Origin of the sequence: Bacillus sp. 005/A4HT-01/001, from assembly GCF_004634445.1 — a bacterium.
In the GTDB taxonomy this organism is placed as follows: domain Bacteria; phylum Bacillota; class Bacilli; order Bacillales; family Bacillaceae; genus Bacillus; species Bacillus altitudinis.
Map to the genome: position 1 here is coordinate 662,350 of NZ_SEIZ01000001.1, position 23,313 is coordinate 685,662.

Here is a 23,313-nt window from a genome sequence, read left to right on the forward strand (position 1 = left end):
GCCGAGAAGATGATATTCTCGGCAGTTTTTTGTTTTATTTTGATTCAGATGCCTGTAGTGAAGCACCAACGAAATCTCTAAATAACGGCTGTGGTCTTGTTGGTCTTGAAATGAATTCTGGGTGGAACTGAGAAGCAAGGAACCATGGGTGATCCTTCAGTTCAATGATTTCAACAAGGCGTCCGTCTGGGCTTGTACCAGAGAAGACAAAACCTGCTGCTTCCATTTGCTGTCTGAATTCGTTATTAAACTCATAGCGATGACGGTGGCGTTCGTACACGACTTCGTCATTGTATGCAGCAAATGCTTTTGAGTCTTCGTTTAATTTACAAGGGTATAGGCCGAGGCGAAGTGTTCCACCTAAGTCATCAACATCCTTCTGTTCTGGAAGAAGGTCGATGATTGGGAATGCTGTTTCTGGATCAATTTCAGCGGAATGTGCTCCCTCTAAACCTAGTACGTTTCTCGCATATTCGATAGATGCGACTTGCATACCTAAGCAGATTCCGAAGAATGGCACTTTGTTTTCGCGCGCATATTGTGTTGCAATGATTTTCCCTTCTACTCCGCGGTCTCCGAAGCCTCCAGGAACAATAATGCCGTCTACATCTTGAGCGAAATCAGCCATATTTTCTGCTGTGACTTCTTCTGCGTTGATCCATTTGATTTGAACATCCGCATCAAATGCATAGCCCGCATGACGAAGTGATTCAACGACAGAAATGTATGCATCTTGCAGCTCAACATATTTCCCTACAAGACCAATTGTGACTTGTTTTGAAAGGTTTTGCACTTTATCAACAAGCGCCGTCCACTCCGTCATGTCCGCATCTTGACAGTCAAGCTTCATGTGCTCACATACAAGCTTGTCTAATCCTTGTTTTTGTAAATCAAGCGGAATCGAATAAAGGGTATCTGCATCCTGACATTCGATGACTGCTTTCGTATCAATATCACAGAATAGCGCAATTTTGTCCTTCATGTCTTGTGCCAATGGCATTTCAGTTCTGACCACAATGACGTTTGGCTGAATACCTAGACTACGAAGTTCTTTTACACTATGCTGTGTTGGTTTTGTTTTCAGTTCGCCTGCAGCACGGATGTAAGGAACAAGAGTACAATGAATGTACATCACGTTTTCACGGCCGATGTCACTCTTCATTTGACGAATCGCTTCAAGGAATGGAAGGGATTCGATGTCTCCTACTGTTCCACCGATTTCTGTAATGACCACATCTGCACCCGTTTCTTTCCCGGCACGGTACACACGGTCTTTGATTTCATTTGTAATGTGGGGAATAACCTGTACTGTTCCACCTAAGTAGTCGCCGCGGCGCTCTTTCTTCAAAACAGTAGAGTAGATTTTACCTGTTGTAACGTTGCTGTACTTATTTAAGTTAATGTCAATGAAACGCTCGTAGTGACCTAAGTCAAGGTCTGTTTCAGCACCGTCGTCTGTGACAAATACCTCACCGTGCTGGTATGGACTCATTGTCCCTGGGTCTACGTTGATATATGGATCAAATTTTTGAATGGTGACATCCATCCCTCTATTTTTCAGAAGGCGGCCTAACGATGCAGCCGTGATCCCTTTTCCAAGTGAGGAAACAACTCCTCCTGTTACAAAAATATACTTTGTCATTTCGTATGCTCCTCTCTTTTTTACCCTTGCATGACTAGACATGCACAGCTTCATCCTTTTAGAGTGTATCCCTAAATCTCTTGAAAAATAAGAAAGCTCCCTTTCAAATAAATGAAAGGGAGCGTAAATGAACGTATCTTTACGTACTCTTTTTTAGAGAGCCCAAAATACATACTACATAGTTCGCTCTGGAAAGTCAAGACGGTTTTGTCCTGTTTTCAGGACCGGTTTGTGAGGGTTATTTGTCTTCCTCATCATCGTCTAAATCGTCTTCATCAATTTCCGTTAAGCCGTCATCATCTTCATCATCATCTTCGTCGAAGTCTTCTATCTCTTCATCGATTTCTTCATCATCTAGGTCAAGGTCCTCGTCGTCTTCAACAAGATCAAGATCTTCTTCAAGCTCGTCGATTTCTTCTTCCTCTTCAATATCATCGAAGTCTTCTTCAACGACAGCTGCTTTTGTTTTTTTCTTTTTCGCTTTTGTTTTCACAGCTGGCTGAACTTCTTCTTCAATTTGATCAACTGGATACCAGCTGCGAAGTCCCCATCTCTGATCACCTAACGAAATAAAGCGGCCATCTATATTTAAGTCTGTATAAAATTGAGCAAGTCGATCATCAAGATCAGATTTTTGTATCCCTTGCAAACGGACCATTTCATCTATTAACTCGGAAAACGTAATCGGCGTTTTGCTGTCTCTGAAAATTTCATAAGCAAGTTCAACTAAAGACATTTGTTTGAGCTGTTCCTGTGAGTATTCTTTCAAACTCAAGGTCAGACACTCCCTTTCTATTACATGTATGTATCCATTTATCAGTGAAATAATAAGTATTTATACCTTATTCTTACGACAAACCATACCTCTCATTATAAACAAATTAGGGGAGTTTATGCCACCTTTATTGATGTTAATTTTTGATTTTTTCACAAGAGGAGCCTCTAGCGGTCAATCATTTGTGCCGAATTGGCATAATTCATGTGTGAAGCACACGTTTTGCATGCTTTTTTGTCTTCTCTTTTGATGAATACAAAGTCATTTACTCTTCTTAAAAAAGGGGAATTATTCCTTCACAAAATGTTCACTTACGACGAATTGAAACAGAAATCTATAATAAATAGACTAATTTTGAGAGGTTGATCGAATTGCCAATGACAAAAAAAGAAGATATACAATTTGGTGTCTTGATGTGTTTTTGTATGTTTTCAGTGATGTTCTTTTATAACCTATTTCTAAATGGACGGCTTGGACATATGACATGGTTAGAAGGTGTACTCACCTATGTGATCGGTTTTGCCATCACGTTGTTGATTGAGATGTGTATTGTTGGGCCTTCAGCAAAAAAAGCAGCCAACCGTTTTGCCCCAAAAGGCAAGAAAATCTATTTTATTCTCACTCTTTCTATCTTTATCGTGTTTGGGATGGTGTGTCTCATGTCTTTATGCGGATATGTCGTTCAAAGCATCAGCACAGGATTTCAAACACAATCGATTCTATCTGATTACTTAACGATTTTCGGTCATAATGTCATGTTGGCGTTCCCTTTGCAGATGTTGATTATGGGACCGCTTGTCCGTTTTGTTTTTTTCAAATGGGTGAAATTAAAACAGACAGCAGCGGTTTAGTCGAATGGATAGGTTACAGCTGGATATTCTGAATGAGTGAAAAAACCAAAGGTACGGTGAATAAAGTGCCCGCAGACACGAGTACAATGAGTTTTCTGCGGCTGTTTTCTTTTTCTCCCTTCCTTTTTGGAGACTTTGAAAGCTCTGTGGAGACCATAATCCATATGATCATCGTGACGATTCCTAAAATGCCAATAAATGTTGTGTTCATCATGATAACCTCCATTTTGTTTTTCCTAATTTTACTATAGTAATCAGGTGATATGAGATCATATTGGAGAGATTTCACATTTGATACAAAAACAGACCACCTCATATCAGGTGGTCTTTACTTCGTTTCTACATATCTAGCAGTTTCCGTGAGATGACCAGCCGCTGGATTTCTTGTGTACCTTCATAGATTTGAGTGATTTTCGCATCACGCATGTAGCGTTCGACTGGGTAATCCTTTGTATAGCCGTACCCGCCGAAGATTTGTACAGCTTCTGTCGTCACCTTCATGGCTGTATCACCGGCAAAGAGCTTGGACATAGCTGATTCTTTTCCATACGGAAGCCCTTTCGTTTCAAGCCATGCTGCCTGATAGGTGAGCAGTCTTGAGGCCTCAATTGCCGTTGCCATATCCGCTAACTTAAAAGCAATGCCTTGCTGCTGAATGATTGGTTTGCCGAATTGTTTACGCTCCTTTGCATAATTGACTGCTGCATCCAGAGCACCTTGAGCAATGCCAACAGCTTGTGCGGCAATACCGTTTCTGCCGCCGTCAAGTGTCATCATCGCTATTTTAAATCCTTCTCCTTCTTGACCAAGCCGGTTCCTTTCAGGTATACGACAGTCTTCAAAGATGATTTCTGTCGTTGGCGATGAGCGTATGCCCAGTTTGCTTTCTTTTTTGCCTATTGAGAAGCCTTGAGTCTCTTTTTCTACAATAAAAGCGGTTGTATTGCGGGATGAAGCATCCTGGTCAGTAACAGCAAACACAATATAATAATCCGCAATGCCTCCATTGGTAATAAAAATCTTTGCACCGTTCAAGACGTATTCATTCCCTGCTTTTACTGCTGTTGTTTTCATTCCGCCGGCATCTGAGCCCGAGCCGCTCTCGGTCAGTGCGTATGCGCCGATCTTCTGACCCGCTGCAAGCGGCTTTAAATACGTCTCCTTTTGCTCATCTGTTCCGAATGTATAGATTGGCCATGAGGCGAGTGATGTGTGAGCAGACAGGGTGACGCCTGTTGAGGCGCACACTCGCGAGAGCTCTTCAACCGCTATGACATAGGCCAAATAATCACTACCAATCCCTCCATTTTCTTCTGGCCAAGGGATTCCCGTTAAACCAAGCTCCGCCATTTGACGAAAAATAGCGGGATCATACGATTCTGTTTCATCTCGCTCTGCTGCTGTTGGCTCCACTTCATTTTTCGCAAAATCTCTCACCATTTTTTGTATCATTTCGTGTTCGTCACTTAATTGGAACTGCATCATGAGCCACCTCACTTCATATTAGCTGTTTACAAATAACCAGCCTTTGTATTTCACTTGTTCCTTCATAAATCTCACAAATTTTCGCATCACGAAAGTACCGCTCTGCTCGGTATTGCTTCGTGTAACCGGCTAGACCAAGCAAATGGATGACTTCTGTACTAATTTCAACCGCTGTTTTAGATGCAAATAACTTCGCCATCGACGCTTCCTTCGTGACAGGGCGATTGGCCTCTTTATAAGAGGCGGCTTGATAGACAAGAAGTTTTGCCGCTTCTAGCTTGGTGCCTAGATCGCCTAACCGAATGGTCGTTTCAAGGCCAGCTGGGTGCTGCTTTAAATGCGTCACCGCCTCAGCTAATGCGGCTTCTGCAATGCCAAGGCTTTGAGCCGCAATACCAATTCTCCCCGCATTTAAGCTAGACATGGCAATCCTAAAGCCTTCTCCTTCTGCACCGAGCAGCTGTTTTTTTGGAATTCGAACACCGTCAAAATGAAGTGTGACTGTTTTTGATCCATGCAGGCCCATCTTCTTCTCATCTTTTCCGATCGTAAATCCTGGTGTCCCCTTCTCCACAATGAACGCTGATATATTTTTCTTAGCAGAAGCAGGGTCTGTCACGGCAAATACAAGATAGACTTCCGCTTCACCGCCGCTTGTGATAAAAATTTTCGTTCCATTTAATACATAGTGATCGTCTGCGCGCTCTGCTTTCAACTGAATACTAGAGGCATCTGATCCTGCCTTCGGTTCAGTTAGACAAAAGGCGCCCAGCTTCTGCCCGGACGCAAGCTTGGGAACGTAGGATTCTTTTTGTTCAGTTGTTCCAAACGCCAAAATAGGCATCGTCACAACAGATGTATGAACAGATACAATGACACCGATGGTTGCACTTACTTTGGATAATTCATGAATCGCCATGATATAGGTTGTAAAATCTGCCCCTAATCCGTGATACTTATCTGGGATCGGAATGCCTAAAAAGCCTTGCCGACCCATTTCAGCTAAAAGCGTTTTCGGGAACACGCCCTGTTCCATCGCTTCTATTTCAGGGAATACATGCTGGCGTGCAAATTCTGCTACTCGTTTTCTCCAAAGACGTTGTTTTTCTGTCAGCAACACATCCATCTTGACTCCCCCTATGAGTGGTCGTGGTAAGTGTAAAAACCTCTCTTTGTCTTTTTGCCCAACCAGCCTGCGTTCACGTATTTTTTCAAAAGAGGACAAGGTCGATATTTGCTATCTCCAAGACCCTCGTGAAGGGTATTCATAATAAATAAACAAGTATCGAGCCCGATGAGGTCGGCGAGACGAAGAGGGCCCATTGGATGGTTCATTCCAAGCGTCATGATGCCGTCAATACTTTCTACATCTGCCACGCCTTCATAAAGGGTATAAATGGCTTCATTGATCATCGGCATCAAAATGCGATTTGACACAAACCCAGGGAAGTCTTCCACTTCAATTGGCGTTTTGTCTAATGTCTTTGCGGTGTCAAAAACAAATTGGTACGTGGCATCATCCGTTTGTAGCGCACGGATTACTTCCACAAGTTTCATCACGGGAACTGGATTCATAAAATGCATGCCAATCACTTTCTCTGGCCTGTTCGTCACGGCTGCTAATTCTGTGATCGACAAGGAAGACGTATTTGTCGCAAATATCGTGTCATCAGGTGCAAATTGATCGAGGGTTTCAAAGATTTGTTTTTTGATCTTCATTTGTTCAGATGCGGCTTCAATCACTAAATGCGTCTGCTGTACATCCTTTAGATCTGTTGAAACAGCCAATCGCTGTGTAATATCACGGACTGCCTGATGTGCCAGCTTTCCTTTTTCTGCTCGTTTCGTCAGTTGTTTGGTCATAGAGGAAATGGCTCGATGAATCTGCTCCTCTTCCGTATCATGGAGCAGGACGGTATAACCTGACTGTGCAAATACTTGGGCAATACCCGAGCCCATTTGACCAGCCCCAACGACCATGACGGTCTCTTCTATACTCATGACAATGAACGCCTCCCTTTTAATCCACTTTGATCATGATCGCATCACCTTGACCCCCGCCGCTGCAAATCGCCGCAATGCCGATCCCGCCGCCTCTTTGTCTGAGTGCATGGATCAAGGTCAATATAATACGTGTTCCGCTTGCTCCAATCGGGTGACCAATCGCGACTGCCCCTCCGTTCACATTCATTTTCCGCCGATCCAGCCCAAGCATTTTTTCGCATGCCAATGCCACCGCTGAAAAAGCCTCATTGATTTCAAACAAATCGATATCCTCTACTCGCTTCCCTGTTTTCTTTAACACTTTTTCGATGGCATAGGCTGGTGTTTTCGGAAAGTCCTTTGCCTCTACTGCTACTTGCGCATGCCCAAGCACAACTGCCAGAGGTTTTTCACCTTGCTGCATGGCGTATGTGTCTTTCATTAATAGAAGCGCACTTGCACCATCATTGACACCCGGTGCATTGCCAGCGGTGATCGTACCTGCCTGATCGAAAACGGGCATCAGTTTTGACAAACGTTCATATGACGTATCACGCCTCGGGGCTTCATCTTCTGAAATCAGCTGATCTCCTTTTTTATTCTTGACGGTAACGGGAATGATCTCATTTTTAAAAAAGCCATTTTTTTGCGCCTCAATGGCTCGTTCATGACTTCTTAACGCCCAAAGGTCCTGTTCTTCTCGTGTGATGCCAAGCTCTTTCGCCGCCATGCTTCCATACTCACCCATATGAACACCTGTAAACGAACAGGTTAATCCATCTAAAATCATGGCATCTTGTACAGCACCATCTCCCATTTTGTAACCCCATCGTGCTTTTTTCAGAAGATAAGGAGCATGAGACATGGATTCCATGCCGCCTGCCACGATCACATTGGCATCTCCCGCTCGAATGATTTGATCGGCTGTCGTGACACTGCGCATTCCTGAAGCACAGACTTTGTTGATGGTTTGCGTCGGAACCGACCAAGGAAGATCTGCATGTCTAGCTGCCTGTCTTGAAGGAATTTGACCTTGTCCTCCTTGAAGCACACTGCCCATGATGACTTCATCCACTTCATGGACATTTGAGGCTCTTTCCAGCGCAGCTTTTATCGTCATCCCGCCTAATTCTGCAGCAGTCAAACGACTTAAAGTTCCACCTAGTTTCCCAAATGGTGTTCTCGCTCCAGATACAATGACCGTCGTGCTCATTTCTTTCCCCTCCTGTTTGTTACCGCTTACATAAATGCTAGACAGCTTTTAAATATCGGTGTCTACTGGCCGATGAACAGTCGATCCATCGGCCTGACACCTTTATGAAGCCTGCGTTCTCGTTTCGCCAAACACTGATTTTTCAAGAAGTTCTGCAACATCAAATGTGCCGACCTGTTCTTCTACTTCCTTCGCTTTCGTCCCATCCCCAAGCATGGTTAAACAATATGGGCACCCTGAGCTGATGATGGACGGCTGTACCTGTAAGGCCTGCTCCGTTCTCGCTGTGTTAATCCGAGTACCTGTCTCTTCTTCCATCCACATTAAACCGCCGCCGGCACCGCAGCACATCCCGGATTCACGATTCCGTTCCATTTCTTTCAGTGTCACACCCGGAATGGATTTTAAAATATCTCTTGGCGGATCATAGACCTCGTTATATCTGCCTAGGTAGCAAGAATCGTGGAAAGTAATGACCTCGTTCACTTCATGAATAGGCGTTAATTTCCCCTCTTTTACTAGCTCTGCCAGTAATTCTGTATGATGGTACACCTCTGCCTCGAGCCCGAAGTCTGGGTATTCATTTTTAAATAAATTGTAAGCATGCGGATCGATCGTGACAATTTTGGTTACGTCATTTTTTTGGAATTCTTCGATGTTCTTTGCAGCAAGCTCTTGGAACAAAAATTCATTCCCAAGTCTTCTCGGTGTATCGCCTGAGTTTTTCTCTTTATTGCCTAGGATGGCAAAAGAAACCCCTGCTTCATTGAGCAGTTTTGCAAAGGCAAGAGCAATCTTTTGGCTTCTATTGTCATATGCACCCATTGATCCAACCCAGAATAAATAGTCGAAGGTTTGATCTGCTTTTTTCAGTTCTTTCACTGTCGGTACGTGCACATCTTCTCTTAGATCACGCCAGTTTTCTCTTTCTTTTCGATTCAATCCCCATGGGTTCCCTTGTCGCTCGATGCTTGTCATCGCACGCTGTGCATCTGCATCCATTTTTCCTTCTGTCAGCACTAAGTATCTGCGCATATCAATGATTTTGTCGACGTGTTCGTTCATGACAGGACACTGATCTTCACAGTTTCGGCATGTCGTGCATGCCCAAATTTCTTCTTCTGTAATGACCTCTCCAATGAGAGAAGGATGATACATTGCGCTCGCCGCAGATTCTTCCGCTCCAGCTCCTCTTGCCTGCATCGCCAGCTGATTTCCTGTCGTCTGTTTGAAAGCAAGCTGCGGAACCCACGGTGTCTTTGAAGTAATGGCAGCCCCTTTATTTGTTAAATGATCTCTTAATCGTAAAATCAAATCCATTGGAGACAGCATTTTCCCCGTCCCTGTCGCCGGGCACATATTCGTACAGCGCCCGCACTCCACACAAGCGTAAAGATCGATCAGCTGAGATTGACGAAAATCTTCAATTTTCCCAACGCCGAACGTTTCTTGTGTCTCATCTTCAAAATCAATTTTTTGCAGTTTGCCTGGCGGGTCCAATCTGCTGACAAATACGTTGACCGGGCCAGCGATGAGATGGGCGTGCTTAGACTGCGGGACGTACACTAAGAACGTCAGTAAAATAAGAAGATGCACCCACCATGCGACATAGAACACAATTGTTGCTGCAAGTGGTGACAGCCAGCCCAGCAAGAAAGCAATGCCGGAAGCAATTGGCTCAGTTGCTGATAGTGAGTGCCCATGCCAAATGATGTTCATTCCGTTTCCCAGTAATACGGTCAGCATCAATCCGCCAATAAACAAAAGGACAAGCCCTGACTTAAAGCCCCTTTTTAAACGGACTAACTTCTCGACATATCTTCTATGGAACGCCCAAACCACCGCCACTAAAATGAGAAGTGTGACCACCTCTTGGAAGAACGTAAAGACACCGTAAAGCGGACCTAATGGTAGCCCGCTGTCTGGAACAAGTCCCTTCATAATAAAATCAAGGGCTCCGAACTGCACTAAAATAAATCCATAGAAAAACAGCACATGAATGATGCCGCTCTTCTTGTCCTTGAGCAGTTTCTTTTGCCCAAACACATTCACCCAAACACGTTCTAAGCGTTTTTTCATGTATTTTTGAAATTCTTCTTTTTTGCCAAGACGAATATACGCCGCTCGTGTTCGAATGAGATAAATAAACAAATACACAGCGTAAGCGGTCACTGCCGCAAATGCAATCAAGTTAACAATTAAAAGGCTATTCATCTTGCTCCCCCTTTCATTCCCCAAGACCCACTTTGTTCCGTTTCCATGTTGTACCTCTATCATAAATAATGAATGAGTATTCAGTCAATATTTTTTGCCCATTTGGGTACACTATCGTCATATGTAAAAAAGGAGGAACCTTCATGATCGCATGGATCATTTTACTCGTCGTCTTCGTCATTGTTCTACTCGTCAGGCTAGATCTTTATATAGGGAGAAAATATTTTTCTACCCATGCTTTTGAACGGTCTTTTGACCAAACAAGCGGCGATGCAGTTTTTTATCATGATGGCGAACCACTGTTTGATCAGCTTCTTACGGATATACAGCAAGCCTCTTCTTCTATTCATATGATGTTCTTTATTGTAAAGAACGACAAGATTGGGCAAAGGATTCTGCAAGCACTTAAAGCGAAAGCAGAGCAAGGTGTTTCGGTTTTTTTGCTCACAGATCGGTTAGGCTCCTATTCATTTGATCAAACATCCATTCAGATGCTCGAAAAAAGCGGCATTCAATTTTACTTTTTAAATAAACCACGTTTTCCTTTTTTCATTTATCGCTTGAACATGAGAAATCACCGGAAGATCACGGTGATCGATGGAAAGATCGGCTACATTGGCGGATTTAATATTGGCGATGAATATGTAGGGAAAAACGGTAGGTTTGGCATTTGGAAGGACTATCACCTGCGCATGACAGGACAGGTTGTCGCAGACCTCCAGCATGTGTTTCTGAATGATTTGTACCGCTCATCTGGTATTCAACAGCTGCAATACGAGGTTTTTCCTACACTGGAACCGGGAACATTACAGTGCACAACACGTGCGACGGCAGGTTTTTCTTTAGAGGCCTTATTTCTTCACGATATTCAACAGGCGAAAAAGCAAATCACCATCTGCACGCCCTATTTTATTCCATCTGCTCCTCTTCTAAGCGCCCTTCTTGACGCACGGAAGCGAGGCGTGACTGTCGACATCATCATCCCAATGAAGGCGGATCACCCGCTTGTGAAAGAAGCTGGATTTCATTATTTGAAAGATCTGATTGCTGCTGGATGTCTTGTGTATCGTTTTTATAAAGGGTTTTATCATGCGAAAGCCATTCTCATCGATCATAGCCGTTGTATGATCAGTACGGCGAACTTTGATAAACGAAGTTTGTTTTTCAACGAAGAAGTGGATGTGGCCATTGATGATCCCGCCTTCACCGCACATGTAGAGGAAAAGATTCGTGAACACATGGAAGTGTCAGAACTGATGACTGAAGAAAAATACAAACAACGCCCACTTCTCACGCGTCCAATTGAGTGGATAGGCGCCCTGTTCTCGTATTTTTTATAAAGGAGTTGACCTATGCGTTATCGATTTGGTTATGTATCCAACGCCGTCACTTTATGGGAAGCTTCACCTGCCAAGTCGCTGACCTTTGCAAGATACAGTAAGCTCTCAAAGGAAGAGAGGACAGAGGCTCTATTGCGAACGACGAAAGCCAACCTCGTCAATACATTAAGAACGCTTTATTTTGCGATTGCCCATGATATTCCGCTTTACCGTTTTTCAAGCTCGATTGTCCCGCTCGCCACCCATCCTGAGGTGCGGTGGGACTTTGTGACACCCTTTCGCAAAGAATTTCTAGAGATTGGTCAACTCGTAAAGCGGCACGGATTACGAGTGAGCTTTCACCCCAATCAATTTACTTTGTTCACAAGTCCAAAGCCAGCCATTACAGAAAACGCCGTCATTGATATGACCTATCATTATGAAATGCTTGAGGCCATGGAGCTTGAAAAGGAAGGCTATATGAACATTCATGTCGGAGGTGCATATGGCGACAAGGCATCTGCTTTACAGCGTTTTGATGAAAATATAAAGCAGCTTCCTGCACATATCAAGGCGAGAATGACGCTTGAAAATGATGACAAAACATACACGTCATTAGAAACGCTTGATGTTTGTGAAAAGCATGGCATCCCGTTTGTATTTGATTACCACCATCACATGGCAAACAAAGATGATGATGCGGCACTTGATGACATTTTGCCAAGAGTGTTTGACACGTGGGCAAACACTGGCATACCGCCTAAAATCCACTTGTCTTCACCTAAATCAGAAAAGGCGATACGAAGCCATGCGGATGGAGTGGAGATGTCGTTTGTTTTGCCACTTTTTCAAGCTTTAAAGCCGTATGGTCGTGATGTGGATTTTATGATTGAGGCAAAGAAAAAGGATCAGGCCTTGCTCCGTCTTGTTGAGGAACTGTCAGCGATCAGAGGCAATCGGCGGACGGGCGGAGGCACCATTGAGTGGAAATCGTAGAGAAAGGTTTACCTCTATCGCAACGGGGGTAACAAAGCTATTGTGAGAAAGTATTTAACAGGAGGATATGAAGATGTCACAAATCTATTCAATCCGAATTGCTGCGAAAGCATTGAATTTACATAAGCTTATTTCTCTATACGAAAAGTGCCAGCACGCTCAGCATCGTTTATATGTATATTCTAAAAAAACAATGTGCAACATTAAGAACATCGTAGAGCTAGAAACCTTTAGGCTCACTCATTTAGAATCAGACTATTTAATCGTGGTAGAAGGAAAAGAGGCACAAGACCTCCTTCAGCCATTTGAAAAAGAGAATGCTTCGTAATCGTAAAGAAAGGCAGTCTTAGGCTGACAAAGGGATAAAATGAACTTTATTTTATCCCTTTGTCTTCTTTTCAGCGTAGTTAAAAACCTTTGCAGTCTAGGAAGGACGAGTACCGGCGCGGAGCGAATGTCACATTCGTGAGCACCGGCACGCAGGACTGACACCGAATGCGAGGGTTTCTTAGGGCTGCTCTTTTTCTTATATCCATGCTTCTGTCAGCCAAACCTCGCCTGACGTTGCATTCATTTTTACTTGTGTACCGATTGGCATCGTGAGCATCGGATGCGTATGGGCACTGTCAAATTCTGCGATGAGCGGCCTCTTTGTATCTCCCAGTACTTCAAGTAAGAGATCGTGCGGCCTTTTGCCCGTTCCTTCATCATCAAACAGCTCATGTTTCCCTAAGAGGATACCAGATACCCGTTCAAACACACCATTTATCTTTAACAGAGAGAAGTTCTTTTCGACGGTGGAGGCGGTTTTCATACAATCTTCAATGAGAAGGATATCGCCTTTTTGGATTTGAGGCATGAATTCACTTCCCCATATGCCATACATGGCATTTAGGTTCCCGCCGATCAGTCTACCTTCTGCCTGCCCTTCAATGACGCACATCCACTCGTTTGGACGTTTTTCTTTGTCTCTTATTTTCTCTTCCCAGTTGATCCGTTCGTCCGTCCAGAAGGGCGGTTTTTTCACCTGATATGGGATGGGCTGCGGATGAATGAGAATATCCTCGAAAGATTGATATGTATGATCGACAAATGGTTCAAACTCTCCAAAAGACGGCACAAGTGCAGGCCCGTAAAAAACAGGCAGACCCGTTTTTTCATAAGCCGCTAAAAGAATCGCCGTCGCATCTGAATAACCAATCATGATTTTCGGATGCTTCATCAGCAGCTCAAAGTCGAGATAAGGAAGCAAACTATTCGAGTTCGTCCCCCCAATCATTGACATGATACAAGACAAATCTTCTCTCGCCATCAGCTCATTCAGCTCAGCTGCTCGTTCTTGAATTGTTCCCGAACGATAGTGATCCTCTTTCCCTGTTAATGATCCTGGTACCACATTGAATCCTTTTTGTTCAAGCCATTCCTTCGCCCGCTCATACCTAAGAGGGAAGGTGGCAGATGCTGGACTTGAGGGAGAATAAATACCTATTTTATCGCCCTTCTGTAAACGCCGAAGCCCCTTCATTCCATCAGATCCTTCCTACACGGCAAAAAAGACCTTTTTCAAATTTTGCACAATGATTTTTTAGAAGCTAGATTAAGCTTCATTTTATTCTTATTAGCTTCGATAGCTTTCAGTCTAAATTATTCTATCATTACTCATATAAGAGCATTTAAAGTCATATTTCAATCTTCTCTCTCGTTCCTTATTCTCTCATTGCGAAGTTCTCGCTCTTTTCTTTTCTCTTCTTCAAGAAAATCTTCAAAATGATTTAACATTCTTTGAATCTTATAGGAATTTTCTCTTGCATTTTCTATATTGTCTTTTAAGTTTATTACATCTCCTTTAAAAGTAAGATACATGTAAATGCCCACTTTAAGCGCTGATAATAGCATGTATAACAAGGAAGCAACAAGGATGAAATGGAATGAAATTCTAAATACACCTGTAAAAAAAGGGAAATTCAAGAGGGTTAAAAAAATATATACAAAACTACCTATAAAGCTATTTCGTAAGTATCTAACCAGTGTTAGCATATCTTCATCATCAAGATCTGCCATTACAGAATCGGGTTTTATTCCAATAAAAAAGCTGAAAATAGCAAAATAAATCCCAATAAATATACCCCCTATTGTTAGAAAAGCTCCTTCTTTTTCATTTAAAAAGAATTCAAATGTGTTAAGAGTGAGATCTCTTTGAAAATAAAGTAAGCAAATTAAACCCAATGTGACAATAAACAAAATAATTAATATGCCCCATGTTTCTAAATATTTAACTAGACGATCTAAAAAATGCATAGAAAAGAGACCTCCTTTAAAATAGGAACATTTGTTCTATTTTATCACATCTGAGATTCTTTTGGGAAGTAGCGGACCATATTTTGTAAAAGTTGAATTTTCGTTATTGGGATACTCCTCTAAAATTTCATTACATATAAACTCCCAGTTATTATTTATAGTTACATTTTTTAAATATAGTCCTTTAACACCTTCGTTTTTTAAATCGATCGTTTCCGTTCTTCTCGTTTTTGGACTAAGATATTTAATTTTAACGGTTTCGAAAAGTTCACTCTCTAATTCAAGTAATTCTAGTAAAGACATTAAATTTTCTTTATTAAAACCTGTTCCTTTTCTTCCTTTGCTGAACGTTAGAGTTGCTTTATTTGCTCCAAATTCATTATGTGTTGTTACTGTATTTTTGATTAATTTAAAAAATAAACTTTCAGGATTATTAACCCTTGAAATAAAATGTCTTGATTTACCTCCGATATCCAACTTTATTTCAAGGTTTTTAATTTCAGTTGAGGCAGATATATCTTCCCATCCAAGTTTACTTTCAACCGGCACAAATTCAACTTCCCAAACATTATCATCATCTTTATATAAAAAACTTGTTAAATAATCTGAGATTGCACTCATTTTAGGTCCATAATGATTGTATTCTATAATTGCTAATCTGGAATTAGGAATAAAAACGGCTGAACTCATCTCTAATACATCTCTTTTAATAAGTTCTACAATGTCAGTACCTTTATCTGTTTCATAAGGCTTTTTATTTCTATATTTCCCAAAACCAATCTTTCTAATTCTTGAACTATTCTCAGGAACCATACTAAGGCTGGTATAATCATCTTTCTTTATCCTTTTTAGTTTGTCTTCTGGCCTTAGAGTCACAATTTTATCTAAAAGATCATCAAGAGCTATATCTGTTTTCTGTCCATTAAACGATACAAAACAGTTGTATAAATACGCTAATTTATCCACTTAAACACCTCTATATATTTTTATCAATCACTATTTTCATCGGTACATGCTTTTAGATTTAAACACTAAACCACGAAAAAATTGTAATATATAGAAAATATTATTATCTGCAAACAGATTTCGTTTGCTATCTCTACTGAAAAATAGTCTTCAGGTTCACATAATTCCCTCGCACCGATACATTTTCTCCTTAAATTGATGAGTTTTCAAATGTATTAAATAGAAAAAGATATAGTTTAATTCAGCCTTTTGTCTTATTTCTGAGTCGCACTATAAAGATGAACCCAAAATTTTATCCAATCAATGACCAAACTGCGCTTCATGCAGTCTGCTATAGACGCCGCCCATTTGGATTAAGTCTTGATGGCGGCCTTGTTCTTGGATGCCTTTTTCTGTGACGACGATGATTCGGTCTGCATGTTTAATTGTCGCAAGGCGGTGAGCAATGACGAGTGTCGTCCGGCCGACTGCCAGTTCGCTTAGTGCGTCTTGGATCGCTTTTTCTGTTTCTGTATCAAGTGCTGACGTCGCTTCATCCAAAATAAGAATAGACGGGTTTTTCAAAAACATCCGTGCAATTGACAGGCGTTGCTTTTGACCGCCGGATAGCTTAACACCGCGTTCACCAATGACCGTATTCAACCCTTCTGGGAAACGCTGAACGAGCTCCTCTAAATGGGCACGTCGCACCGCCTCCCAAATGTCTGCATCACTCGCTTCTAGGTTACCGTACGCAATGTTTTCACGAATGGTGCCTGAGAATAAAAAGACATCCTGCTGCACAATGCCAATCTGCTGTCTTAAAGAGGACAAGGTCATCGATTTTGTGCTCACACCATCAATGGTGATGTCTCCTTCGTCCACATCATAAAAACGAGGCAGCAGACTGCAAATGGTCGATTTCCCCGCTCCTGATGGCCCGACAAACGCAACAGTTTCCCCTTGTTTGATCTTTAAGTTGATATCCTTCAATACATGACTGTGCTCATCGTAGCCAAATGTCACATTTCGATACTCAATTTCACCTTTCAAGCCGTAAAGATCACGTGCTCCTTCTGTATCCTTCACATCTGGCTCTGTTTCCAGTAAATCGACATAGCTTTTAAAACCGGCAATGCCTTTTGGATACATTTCAATTACCGTGTTGATCTTATCAATTGGTCTGAATAACACATTTGTGATCAAGACAAAGGCGATAAATCCGCCTGCCGTTAATTGACCTTGAAGGACAAACCATGTACCTGCCAGAAGAACGAACAGCGTCACAAGCCTTGTGAGAATATAGCTGATCGATCCGTTGACCGACATAATTTTATAGGAAAGAAGTTTCGCTTTTCGAAAGCGGTTGTTGTTTTCAGCAAAGCGCTTTTTCTCAAAATGTTCATTTGCAAAGGCTTGAACAAGACGAATACCGCCAATATTATTTTCAACCCTTGCATGAAAGTCTCCAATGTCATTGTTCAGCTGTGTAATCGCCTGTGTCATTTTTTTATTAAAATGAAGGGCTAACCAGATGATGACTGGCATAATTAAGAAGGTTAAAATGGCAAGCTGCCAATTAATCATGAGCATGACGGCAAAGGCGCCAAGAATGGTCATAATCGCAATAAACAAATCCTCAGGTCCGTGATGCGCCACCTCTCCAATGTACATAAGGTCATTTGTCATCCGTGACATGAGTTTGCCTGTTTTGTTGTTATCGAAAAATTTGAAGGACAGACGCTGAAAATGATCAAACAGCTTTTTTCTCATGTCTGTCTCAATATTAATGCCAAGCATGTGCCCCCAATACGACACGATAAATTGCATCACTGAACTGATCGCATAAATGACAAACAACGCAAGTGCGGTCCAGCCAATGACCGCCCAGTTCCCTGTCGGCAGTAATGTATCAATGAAGTAATTCACGATCAGCGGGAAGCCCAGTTCCATGAGCCCAACGGCAACAGCACAAAAGAAATCTAAAAAGAACAGACCACGATAAGGCCTGTAATAGGCAAAAAAGCGTTTTAGCATATGTAAAAGAACCTCACTTCCTCTATAATTGATAATCATTTTCAATTATAGAGGAATCGTCATAGAAATACTAGATCAGGAAATGATTTCTTTCCCTGGAAACCCTCACAATACACCTGAAAACAATCGCGCAAACGATTCCTTTAAACGTTCCTTTAAGCCCCTTTTATAAAAATGAACCGGTCCCATTTGCTCGCATTCTTTCATATCTTCCTCATAATGAGCCATCAATTGCTCGATCGGCTTCTTTGCCGCTGTAAAGACATTGACCTCAAAATTGAGCTGGAAGCTTCTCATATCGACATTTGCCGTTCCGACAGAGGCAAGCTCTCCATCTGCAATCATGACCTTTTGATGCATGAAGCCTTTTTGATAGTGATACACCTTGATGCCTTCTTTCAAAAGCTCAGAAAAATAAGATCGTGTGGCGTATTGCGTGAGAAAGCCATCGTTTATCTCAGGCACCATCACACGCACATCCACCCCTCTTGTGGCCGCAATTTTTAACGCTGTACGGATGGATTCATTTGGGACAAAATAAGGCGTCGCAATCCAAACAAATTGCTGTGCATTCGAAATGAGTGCGTCATATAAATCACTCATACTTTCCTTCATATCAGGTCCAGTCGGCACGACCTGAATGACATCTTTTCCTGTCACAGGATGCGGGGTGTGATACTTCGGATCATCAATTAACACTTCATCTGATACATACTCCCAGTCCAGCATAAAAATGGAGTGAAGTGTCTGAACGGCTTCACCCTTTAATATCGTATGCGTGTCACGCCAAAAGCCGATGTTTTCATCGCGTCCTACATATTCCTTCCCGACATTGAGCCCGCCAACAAATCCTGTTTCACCATCAATAATTACGATTTTTCGGTGATTTCGGAAATTGAATTTTTGATTAAAGAATCCGTATTTTAATGGCAGAAAAGGAGCGACCTTTATCCCCGCCTGCTTCAATCGTTTAATATCTTTTCGTGAGAAGCGAATACTGCCAGCCGCATCATAGATGAATCTGACCTCTACTCCTTCTTTCACTTTTTCAATCAGGATCTCCATCATCCGGTGACCGAGGAAATCAGATTTGAACATGTAATATTCTATATGGATGAACGTTTTTGCCTTTTTTAATTCTTCAAAAATACGTGGAAAGGTTTCCTCTCCATTCTTTAAAATCTCCATATCACTATTTGTATTTACATGCATCCCTGTTGCTTTTTCTGTGTAATGAAAAAAAGCACGCTGATTATCGGTTAAACGCGTCTCATCCGGTTTACTCTCAAGCTCTGATATTCTGCGTAATTTTTCTCGGTTATACATTCTCTTTGATTTAAACAAATGTCCCTTGACATAAAGCTGTCCTGAGAACAAATAAAACATATAGCCGATGATCGGGAAAAAGATCAGTACATACATCCATAACAGCGTGTGCTGTGATGTCCGGTTCTCTAGCATAAGCGAAATAATACTAAATAAAATGATGGCGATATAACTAGCTGCGTAAAGCTGAAAACCCCACGCCGGCACTGGCCACCAAAACACCACATATGCCCCGAATATCATGAAATATAAAAATAGAAATTCCAGTCTCCTCTTTTTCACATTCTCCGCCCTCATTCTGTCTTTTTCTTTTCCATACCCTTTGCACAGCTTGTCTGAAACGCACGGTTTGCTGCTTTCTTTTAGCTTTTACAGACTGGAGCGTTTTGATCCGATATAATGGAAAATATGTGAAGGAAGGGACGAATGACTTATGCGTACACCATCTGCTTTAAAAAAGGGAAGCTACATTCGGGTAATTGCTCCAAGCCGAAGTGCCAGCATTTTATCAGAAGAAGGAATGGCTCAGGCGAAAAAACGTTTAGAGGCAATAGGGTTCACTGTTTCTTTTGGACAACACGTGTTTGAATGTGATCTGCATTCCTCTTCTTCTATTGAACACCGTCTATCTGATCTACATGAGGCATTCTCAAATGATGAAGTCGACGGCATTTTGACAGCAATCGGCGGCTTTAACTGCAATGAGCTTTTGCCTTATATAGATTATGATTTGATCCGTCAGCACCCAAAAGTTCTTTGCGGCTACAGTGATATTACCGCACTTGCAAACGCCATTACCGCCAAATGTGACATGGTGACGTACTCAGGTCCTCATTTCTCCAGTTTCCATATGGAACAAGGACAAGAGGAACAGACAGCCATGTTTCAAGCGTGCGTGATGAGCAGCGAGCCATTTGATTTCACCCCTTCTACAAAGTGGAGTGATGATGCGTGGTATCTTGATCAAGCAAATAGGCAGTTTCATCCGACAACATGGGGGATTTATCAAGAAGGAACAGCTGAAGGCACCTTGTATGGCGGAAATCTTTGTACACTGAACTTACTGCAAGGGACACCCTTTATGCCTCGCATCAAGGATGCCATCTTATTTGTAGAAGATGATGACTTGGTCTTTCCTGAAATTTTCGCCAGAGACCTTGCCTCGCTCTTGCAGCATGCCGAATCCATTAAAGGGTTAATCATCGGACGTTTTCAAAAGAAATCCAAGATGACAGAGGAACATTTGAGGTTCATTCTAGATAAACATCCAATGCTCAAACACATCCCGGTGATCTATGATGTAGACATAGGACATACACAGCCAGTCTTCACCTTGCCGATTGGCGGGAGTGCCGAGCTATCCTGCTACGACGGACAAATCCAATGGCGTGTTCATGCATAAATAAAACCTAAAAAGCACCCACCCACATATGAGGGTGCTTTTTCTATGCCTTTATTTGTTTTTAAAATTTTTTTAGAAAAAGTGATCCAACCCTTCATCCTCTTCGTTAAGTAGATGTAAAAAGAAAAGAGAGGAGGCAAAAACATGTTCTCTGATGTACTTAGCCAATTATTCGATTCTATCTCTAACATTATTAATACACTTGGATAATCCCATTAACGCACACATACTACATGCTTGCCGAAGGGAGGATACAAACTATGTTCTCTGATGTACTTAGCCAATTATTTGATTCTATCTCTAACATTATCAATACACTTGGATAATCCCATTAACGCACACATACTACATGCTTGCCGAAGGGAGGATACAAACTATGTTCTCTGATGTACTTAGCCAATTATTCGATTCTATTTCTAACATCATTAACACACTTGGGTAATTCCTATGACACGCACATACTACATGCTTTCTGAAAGGAGGATATGCTCTATGTTCTCTGATGTACTTAGCCAATTATTTGATTCTATTTCTAACATCATTAATACGCTTGGTTAATTTTTCAAAACCCGCTATCTCTCGAGAATAGCGGGTTTTTTATATAAAGAAGCCCCGCTCATAAAATAGAGCGGGGCTTTTTGCATTACATTTTTTCCGGTGCAGATACGCCAATGAGTTTTAATGCATTCGCAAGCGTGATTTGTGTTGCTTTCATGAGCGATAGGCGTGCTGTTGTTTTTGTTTCATTTTCAACATCAATGACCTTCTCGGCATTGTAGAAACTGTGAAGGGCTGATGCTAGATCATAGATATAGTTTGTGACGCGGTGCGGAATACGTTTTTCTGCTGCTTCTGCTACAACCTCTGGGAAGCTGCCGATGATTTTCAGAAGATCGTATTCTTTATCGGACTGAATGTGAGAGAAATCTGCTTTTTCAAGGTTTGGCTCGTAGCCTTTTTCTTCCCCTTGACGGAGCATGCTGCAAATTCTCGCATGCGCATATTGCGCGTAGTACACAGGGTTTTCGTTAGACGTAGAAATCGCTAAGTCTAAGTCAAAGTCCATATGTGTCGCCGCACTTCTCATCGCAAAGAAATAACGAGTGGCATCTAAGCCCACTTCTTCAATCAAGTCACGCATTGTGACGGCTTTACCTGTACGTTTACTCATCTTCATCTTTTCACCGTTTTTGTAAAGGTGAACAAGCTGAATGATTTCGACTTCCAGTTTGTCCTCTGGATATCCGAGTGCTTGGATCGCCGCTTTCATTCGAGGAATGTAGCCGTGATGATCCGCTCCCCAAATGTTGATGAGCTGGTCAAAGCCTCTGTCTAATTTGTCCTTGTGATATGCGATATCTGGAAGCAAGTACGTGAAGCTGCCGTCTTTTTTAATCAGGACACGGTCCTTGTCATCACCAAAATCAGTTGAACGTAACCATGTTGCGCCATCTTCTTCAAAGACATAGCCTTTAGCGCGAAGTGTTTCTAGCGCTGGTTCGATTTTTCCGTTTTCATATAAAGACGTTTCAGAATACCACACATCAAATGGGACACGGAAATTCTCTAGGTCGACACGTAGTTTTTCTAGTTCATATTTTAAACCGTACTCACGGAAGAATTTCATACGCTCTTCTTCTGGTTCATGCACGAAACGGTCACCAAATTCATCCGCAAGTTTCTGTCCGATGCCTTTGATGTCTTCTCCTCTGTACCCGTCCTCTGGCATTTCTTTTTCAAGACCGAGCGCCTCAAAGTAACGTACTTCTACAGATAGAGCAAGGTTATTGATCTGATTGCCTGCATCGTTGATATAGTATTCACGGCTCACGTCGAAGCCTGCTTTATCAAGGATGTTGCAAAGAGAATCTCCTACAGCTGCACCGCGGGCATGTCCAAGATGAAGGTCACCTGTTGGGTTGGCTGAGACGAATTCGACTTGTACTTTTTGACCGCCGCCTGTATTCGTTTCGCCATAAGCCTCTTTTGCCTCAAGAACTGCCGGAATCAGTTTCGTTAAATACTGATTGTTCATATAAAAGTTGATGAATCCTGGACCTGCAATATCCAGTTTTTCAATTGACGCTTTGCCTTTATCAAATGCATTCACAATGTCCTCGGCGATTTGACGAGGTGCTTTTTTCGCAATGCGTGCCAGCTGCATCGCCATATTGGTGGAATAATCACCGTGAGTTTTGTCTTTTGGCACTTCCAAAAGAACATCCGGCACCTGGCTTTCATCAGCAAGTCCTGCTTTGACGACTGCCGCAATGATTTCTTCTTTTAACGCATCTTTGACCTGTTCTGCGATATTCATGAACGTAAATCCTCCTTATATGAAATCGATAATGTATGTAAATGCTTTTGATCTTCACCTGTCAGCATATCGTACGTAATGTGTAGAAGCCCATTGTCTACATCAAGATCAATACCATGTGTGTGCACATCGAGTTGAAGTGTGCCAAATGGCATCGTGTAATGTGTCACGGTCGTTTCTCCAGTGAGAAAGCGCTGCTTCATTTGAATCGCACCTGATCTCATGACAAAGATTTCTTTTTCACTTATTTTGACAACAGTTTTTACTTGACCCATTTCATGTTCTTCATGGTAAGTGAGATACGTTTTGTCATTCTTCTCTTGATACGTTCCAGTTGTTCGGAATTCGATCGTTTCAGCCGGTTCCGTCTCTGGTTTCATCACTGACTTTACATGAATTGAAATTTGGTTTTGTGTCATTTTGCACTTCCTTTGCTAAGACCCGTTTAACTAAAATAGTATACCATAATCCCGATTGCCTATCATCCCATCATTTCTCATCTTCGTGTGG

20 protein-coding genes are annotated in these 23,313 nt (G+C 42.0%); 5 read left to right on the forward strand and 15 right to left on the reverse strand.

Annotated elements, in window-relative coordinates:
* Positions 1-34: 34 nt before the first annotated feature.
* Positions 35-1,642, reverse strand: coding sequence for a glutamine hydrolyzing CTP synthase (gene pyrG, locus ES896_RS03530; protein ID WP_017360053.1), 1,608 nt, complete (start codon positions 1,640-1,642; stop codon positions 35-37).
* A 238-nt stretch (positions 1,643-1,880) separates the two neighbouring features.
* The gene (gene rpoE, locus ES896_RS03535; protein WP_035389808.1) at positions 1,881-2,417 is read right to left on the reverse strand and encodes a DNA-directed RNA polymerase subunit delta; all 537 of its coding nucleotides are present in this window, start codon (positions 2,415-2,417) and stop codon (positions 1,881-1,883) included.
* A 377-nt stretch (positions 2,418-2,794) separates the two neighbouring features.
* On the opposite strand from rpoE, the gene ES896_RS03540 reads away from it, so the two are divergent.
* Entirely contained in the window at positions 2,795-3,268 is a 474-nt protein-coding gene (locus ES896_RS03540) for a DUF2798 domain-containing protein (RefSeq protein ID WP_370539276.1), read from the forward strand.
* Between the two features lie 13 nt (positions 3,269-3,281).
* Here ES896_RS03540 and ES896_RS03545 read toward each other — a convergent pair whose 3' ends face one another.
* From ES896_RS03545 to ES896_RS03570, 6 genes are all read right to left on the reverse strand, one after another.
* A complete protein-coding gene (locus tag ES896_RS03545; RefSeq protein ID WP_135226406.1) occupies positions 3,282-3,479 on the reverse strand; it encodes a hypothetical protein in 198 nt (65 codons plus the stop codon).
* A gap of 128 nt (positions 3,480-3,607) precedes the next feature.
* Positions 3,608-4,750 (reverse strand): acyl-CoA dehydrogenase, encoded by a 1,143-nt coding sequence (locus tag ES896_RS03550; protein WP_017368220.1) that lies wholly within the window; start codon positions 4,748-4,750, stop codon positions 3,608-3,610.
* Positions 4,751-4,766: 16 nt separating this feature from the next.
* Positions 4,767-5,879, reverse strand: a complete 1,113-nt coding sequence (locus ES896_RS03555) for an acyl-CoA dehydrogenase family protein (RefSeq protein WP_135226407.1) — start codon at positions 5,877-5,879, stop codon at positions 4,767-4,769.
* Positions 5,880-5,890: 11 nt separating this feature from the next.
* Positions 5,891-6,754 (reverse strand): 3-hydroxybutyryl-CoA dehydrogenase, encoded by an 864-nt coding sequence (locus tag ES896_RS03560; protein WP_058213502.1) that lies wholly within the window; start codon positions 6,752-6,754, stop codon positions 5,891-5,893.
* A gap of 19 nt (positions 6,755-6,773) precedes the next feature.
* Positions 6,774-7,949: an acetyl-CoA C-acetyltransferase gene (locus ES896_RS03565; RefSeq protein ID WP_135226408.1), complete on the reverse strand. Its 1,176-nt coding sequence runs from the start codon at positions 7,947-7,949 to the stop codon at positions 6,774-6,776.
* A gap of 102 nt (positions 7,950-8,051) precedes the next feature.
* Positions 8,052-10,163: a (Fe-S)-binding protein gene (locus ES896_RS03570; RefSeq protein ID WP_135226409.1), complete on the reverse strand. Its 2,112-nt coding sequence runs from the start codon at positions 10,161-10,163 to the stop codon at positions 8,052-8,054.
* 143 nt (positions 10,164-10,306) lie between these two features.
* Between ES896_RS03570 and cls (ES896_RS03575) the strand changes: the two genes are divergently transcribed.
* The 3 genes from cls (ES896_RS03575) (at position 10,307) to ES896_RS03585 (ending at position 12,806) form a co-directional block, all read left to right on the forward strand.
* Positions 10,307-11,503: a cardiolipin synthase gene (gene cls / locus ES896_RS03575; protein ID WP_135226410.1), complete on the forward strand. Its 1,197-nt coding sequence runs from the start codon at positions 10,307-10,309 to the stop codon at positions 11,501-11,503.
* A 12-nt stretch (positions 11,504-11,515) separates the two neighbouring features.
* On the forward strand, positions 11,516-12,478 hold the full coding sequence (gene uvsE, locus ES896_RS03580) for a UV DNA damage repair endonuclease UvsE (RefSeq protein ID WP_135226411.1): 963 nt from the start codon (positions 11,516-11,518) through the stop codon (positions 12,476-12,478).
* Between the two features lie 73 nt (positions 12,479-12,551).
* Positions 12,552-12,806, forward strand: a complete 255-nt coding sequence (locus ES896_RS03585; protein WP_008343494.1) for a hypothetical protein — start codon at positions 12,552-12,554, stop codon at positions 12,804-12,806.
* Positions 12,807-13,004: 198 nt separating this feature from the next.
* On the opposite strand, the gene ES896_RS03595 is transcribed toward ES896_RS03585, so the two are convergent.
* The 5 genes from ES896_RS03595 to cls (ES896_RS03615) all read right to left on the reverse strand — a co-directional run bounded on the left by ES896_RS03595 (position 13,005) and on the right by cls (ES896_RS03615) (position 19,366).
* A complete protein-coding gene (locus ES896_RS03595; protein WP_108611062.1) occupies positions 13,005-14,003 on the reverse strand; it encodes a S66 family peptidase in 999 nt (332 codons plus the stop codon).
* 161 nt (positions 14,004-14,164) lie between these two features.
* Complete coding sequence (locus ES896_RS03600; RefSeq protein WP_073412998.1) at positions 14,165-14,776, reverse strand: hypothetical protein; 612 nt, start codon at positions 14,774-14,776, stop codon at positions 14,165-14,167.
* Between the two features lie 36 nt (positions 14,777-14,812).
* On the reverse strand, positions 14,813-15,742 hold the full coding sequence (locus ES896_RS03605) for a DUF6731 family protein (protein WP_135226413.1): 930 nt from the start codon (positions 15,740-15,742) through the stop codon (positions 14,813-14,815).
* A 300-nt stretch (positions 15,743-16,042) separates the two neighbouring features.
* Complete coding sequence (locus ES896_RS03610; RefSeq protein ID WP_135226414.1) at positions 16,043-17,758, reverse strand: ABC transporter ATP-binding protein; 1,716 nt, start codon at positions 17,756-17,758, stop codon at positions 16,043-16,045.
* A gap of 105 nt (positions 17,759-17,863) precedes the next feature.
* Complete coding sequence (gene cls, locus ES896_RS03615) at positions 17,864-19,366, reverse strand: cardiolipin synthase (RefSeq protein WP_057078924.1); 1,503 nt, start codon at positions 19,364-19,366, stop codon at positions 17,864-17,866.
* A 151-nt stretch (positions 19,367-19,517) separates the two neighbouring features.
* On the opposite strand from cls (ES896_RS03615), the gene ES896_RS03620 reads away from it, so the two are divergent.
* A complete protein-coding gene (locus tag ES896_RS03620) occupies positions 19,518-20,486 on the forward strand; it encodes a S66 family peptidase (RefSeq protein WP_135226415.1) in 969 nt (322 codons plus the stop codon).
* Between the two features lie 643 nt (positions 20,487-21,129).
* On the opposite strand, the gene argS is transcribed toward ES896_RS03620, so the two are convergent.
* Entirely contained in the window at positions 21,130-22,803 is a 1,674-nt protein-coding gene (gene argS, locus ES896_RS03630; protein ID WP_007497706.1) for an arginine--tRNA ligase, read from the reverse strand.
* Positions 22,800-23,222 carry a YwiB family protein gene (locus ES896_RS03635; protein WP_008343509.1) on the reverse strand — a complete coding sequence of 141 codons (423 nt, stop codon included), beginning with the start codon at positions 23,220-23,222 and terminating at the stop codon, positions 22,800-22,802. The genes argS and ES896_RS03635 overlap by 4 nt, the downstream gene beginning before the upstream one ends.
* Between the last annotated feature and the right edge of the window lie 91 nt (positions 23,223-23,313).